This window comes from Parafrankia sp. FMc2, assembly GCF_041008525.1.
In the GTDB taxonomy this organism is placed as follows: domain Bacteria; phylum Actinomycetota; class Actinomycetes; order Frankiales; family Frankiaceae; genus Parafrankia.
In genome coordinates, this window is sequence record NZ_JBFLUG010000272.1 from 1 (window position 1) to 4,416 (window position 4,416).

Sequence of the window (4,416 nt, forward strand, 5' to 3'; positions counted from 1 at the left end):
TCCCCACGATCGCCACCGCGTCGTCGTCCGTCCTGTCCGCGGCCCGCGCGGCGGGTACGACGGAGCCGGCGGCAGCACCGGCGCCGGTGGTCGTGCCGGCTGCGGTGTCGGTCTCGGCGAGCAGGTGGCGGGTCAGCGCGTGCGCGTTCGGATAGTCGAAGACCAGCGTCGCGGGCAGCGTCAGACCGGTCGCGAACTGCAGCCGGTTACGCAGCTCGACGGAGGTCAGCGAGTCGAAGCCGAGATCCCGGAAGGCACGGCTGCCGTCGATCGCGGTGGCCGCCGGGTGGCCGAGCACCGCGGACACGGTCGCCCGGACGAGCTCCAGCAGCGCCTGCTCCCGTTCCTCCCGGGGCAGCCCGGCCAGCCGTCCGGCGACCGGCGCCCCCGCACCAGCCCCGTCGGCAGGGCCGCCGGCGCGCCGCCGCCGCCCGGGCCGCACCAGCCCCTGCAGGACGGCGGGCAGCATGCCGGCCTCGGCCGCCGGGCGCAGCGCGGGCAGGTTGAGCGCGATCGGGACGGTCACGCCGAGGTCCGCGGCGAGCGCCGCGTCGAACAGGGCGAGACCCTGGGCGGCTTCCAACGGAAGGATCCCGCCGCGGCGCAGCCGCTCCCGGTCGAGCTCGGCCAGCTCGCCGGCCATCCCGCTCTCCGTCCGCCACAGCCCCCACGCCAGCGAGGCGGCCGGCAGGCCACGGGCCCGCCGGTGGGCGGTGAAGGCGTCCAGGAAGCTGTTCGCCGCCGCGTAGTTCGCCTGGCCGGGCGTGCCGAGCACACCGGCCGCCGACGAGAACAGGACGAAGGCGGCGAGCGGCCGGCCGGCCGTGGCCGCATGCAGGTTGAGGACGGCGTCGACCTTGGCCCGCAGCACCGCGTCGAGGCGCTCGTCGGTGAGCGAGGTGAGCACCGCGTCGTCGAGCACACCCGCGGTGTGGATGACGGCGGTGACGTCCACGCCGGTCAGCACGCGGGTGAGCGCCTCCCCGTCGGCGACGTCGCAGGCAACGAGGCGGGCGGTGGCACCGGCGTCGGTCAGGGCGGCGACCAGTTCCGCTCCGCCGGGCGCGGCCGGGCCGCGGCGGCTCAGCAGCAGCAGTTCCCGCACCCCGTGGACGTCGACGAGGTGCCGGGCGACCAGCGTGCCGAGCGCCCCGGTCGCACCGGTCAGCACGACCGTGCCGGTACCGAAGGCGGACGCCTGCGCGGCGGCGGACGTGGCCGGGGCGGCGACGGCGGCGACGGAGGCGGCAGCGGCGGTGGCAGCGGTGGCGGAGGCGGTGGCGGAGGCGGACGGCCGGGCGAGGCGGGGCACCAGGGCGGTGCCGCCGCGCAGCGCAGCCTGCGGATGCCCGGCGGCGATGACGGCCGGGACGAGGTCCCGTGCCGCCGGGCCGTCGGTGTCGACGACGGCGAGGCGGCCGGGGTTCTCCGCCTGGGCGGAGCGGACCAGCCCCCACACCGCCGCGCCGGCCAGCCCGGGAACCGTGTCGGACGTCCCCGCCGCGACCGCCCCCTCGGTCACCGCGACCAGCTTCGTCCCGGCCCACCGCTCGTCGGCGAGGAAGTCCTGCAGCACGTGCAGCACCCGGGCGGTGTGCGCGCGCACCTGCCCGGCGTCGGGAACGGCGTCGGCCGCGTCCGGGAAGGCTGCGCAGTCCAGCAGGAGGACGTCCGGCGTTCCCGCGACCGTGCCCAGGCCTGCCGCCGGCGACACGGTCGTCCAGCCGGCCGCCGGCGGCGCGGCGGTCGGCGCCGCGACCCAGTCCAGGGTCAGCAGCCACTTCTCGACGCCGCCGGATCCGTCTCCGGGGACCAGCTGTCCAGCGGTGACGGGGCGGACGGTGAGCGCGTCGACGTCCAGGACGGGCGCGCCGGTCTCGTCCACGGCGCTCAGCCGCACGGTGTCGGTGCCCTGCGCCGCGGTGAGCCGGACCCGCAGCGCCGCGGCGCCGGTGGCGTGCAGACGGACCCCGGAGAACACGAACGGCAGCCGCACCGGCGCCGGCCCCGTCCCGGCGACGCGCTCGCCCTCACCCGTGCCAGCGGTCTCGCCCTCGGCGCCGCCGGTCGACGCGGTGCCGGTCGACGCGACGCCGGTCAGGACGCCGGCGGCCAGGGCGTGCAGGCTGGCGTCGAGCAGCGCCGGGTGCACGCCGAACCCGGGTGCCGGCTCGTCCAGGCGCACCTCGGCGAGGATCTCGTCGCCGCGTCGCCAGACCCGCCGCAGGCCCTGGAACACGGGCCCGTAGACGAGACCGGTGTCGGCCAGCGCCGGGTAGAGCTCGTCGATGTCGATCGTTTCGGCTCCTGGCGGCGGCCAGGCCAGCGTGGCCGGTTCCGCCCCGGTACCGCCGCCGGCGCTGCTCCCACCGTGGGCGTCGATGCCCGGGCCGGTCTCGGCGTCGGGGCGGAGCGTGCCGGTGGCGTGGGCCGTCCACGGCTCCTGGGCGCCGTCGACCCGCGAGTGCACGGCGACGGCGCGGGCACCGTCCGCGGCCGGTTCGGCGACCGTGACCCGAAGCTGGACGGCACCGTCCTCGGGCAGGACGAGCGGTGCCCGGAGCACCAGCTCGCCGACGACCGGGGTGTCCATCCACTCGCCGGCGCGCAGGGCCAGCTCGACGAGGGCGGCGCCCGGCAGCAGCGTGGTGCCGAGCACGACGTGGTCGGCCAGCCACGGCTGGTCGGCCAGCGACAGCCGGCCGGTGAACACGAGGCCGTCGGAGTCGGGCAGCGCGACAGCGGCGCCGAGCAGCGGGTGGCCGGCGTCGGCCAGGCCCACGCTGCCCAGGTCTCCGGAGGCGCGCCCGGGCAGCATCCAGTAGTCCTGGCGCTGGAAGGCGTAGGTCGGCAGGTCGGGCAGGCGCCGCGCGCCGGTGCCGGCGAACCACGCCGACCAGTCGACGGGCACCCCGCGCACCCACGCCGCGGCGAGGGCCCGCAGCTGCCCGGGGACGCCGTCGTCGTCGCGCCGCAGCGTGCCGCACACCGCTGCCGCCGCCGCCCCCGCCGTCCCTGTCTGCCCCACCGACCCGGTCGGGGTGCCCTGCCCGGCCACCTGCTCCACCGCGAGGGTGAGGACGGGGTGCGGGCTGACCTCGACGAAGTGCCGGAATCCCTCGGCCAGCAGGCGTTCGACGACCGGGGCGAACCGGACGGTCTCCCGCAGGTTCGTGTACCAGTAGCCACCGTCGGGCCCGTCCGTGACCGGCTCACCGGTCACGGTCGAGTACCACGGGACGTCCGGTGCCCGGCCGGTGACGCCGGCCAGCGTGCCGGCCAGCTGGTCCCGGGCCTGCTCCACCTGCGGTGAGTGGGATGCGTAGTCGACGTCGACGAGCCGGGCGCGGACCCCGCGCTCCTCGCACCGCCGCAGGAACCCGTCGGCCGCGCGCCGCGCACCGGCGAGCACGACCTGGGCCGGCCCGTTCACCGCGGCGACGCTCAGCGCGGGCTGCCCGTCGACGTCCGCCGAGGGCTCCTCGGCGAGCCAGCGCCGGACGTCCTCCGCCGGTGCCCCGACCGAGAGCATCGCGCCGTCGCCGGCCAGCCCGGCGAGCGCGGCGGCACGGTGCGCGACCACCGCGGCACCGTCACGCAGGGACAGCGCGCCGGCGACGACGGCCGCGGCGATCTCGCCCTGCGAATGGCCGACCACCGCGGCGGGCGTCACGCCGAACGACTCCCACCACGCGGCCAGCGAGACCATCACCGCCCACAGCAGCGGCTGGACCACCTCCACCCGGTCGAGCTCGGCGCCGTCCCGCAGCAGTGCGACGGCGGAGAAGTCGACGAACTCGGCGAGGGCGGCGTCGCACGCGGCGAGCCGGGCGGCGAACACCGGGGACGACTCCAGCAACCCGGCGGCCATGCCGGCCCACTGCCCACCCTGACCGGGAAACACGAAGACGACACCGCTGGACGGGACGACCGCGCCGGAGACCGCGTCCGGGCCGGGCACCCCGTCGGCTAGCGCACCCAGATCCTCGACGCCGGACACGACGGCCCGCACCGGCAGCGCCGCCCGCGACACCAGCGAGCGGCCCACGTCGGCCGGCGCCGGCTCCGGCCGGCGCCGCAGGAACTCCGCCAGCCGCGCCGCCTGGGCACGCAGGCCGGGGACGTCCACCGACGACAGCAGCCACGGCACCGCCGCCGGGCCCTGCACCAGCCCGGCACCGGCAGAGCCGGCAGGGCCCGGCTCTGCCGGCCCGGTGCCGGCGGCGCCGGACTGTTCCGGCGCGGGTTCCGCCTGCTCCAGGATGATGTGCGCGTTCGTCCCGCTGAACCCGAAGGACGAGACGGCGGCGCGGCGCGGGCGGTCCAGCTCCGGCCAGTCGCGTTCCTCGGTCAGCAGCTCCACCGCACCGGACGTCCAGTCGATGTGCGGCGACGGGGCGTCCACGTGCAGCGTGC

1 protein-coding gene is annotated in these 4,416 nt (G+C 77.8%); it reads right to left on the minus strand.

Features of this window, described 5'->3' with window-relative positions:
* The coding region (locus AB1460_RS35840) for an SDR family NAD(P)-dependent oxidoreductase (protein WP_368966900.1) at positions 1–4,416 on the minus strand (4,416 nt) is incomplete at both ends.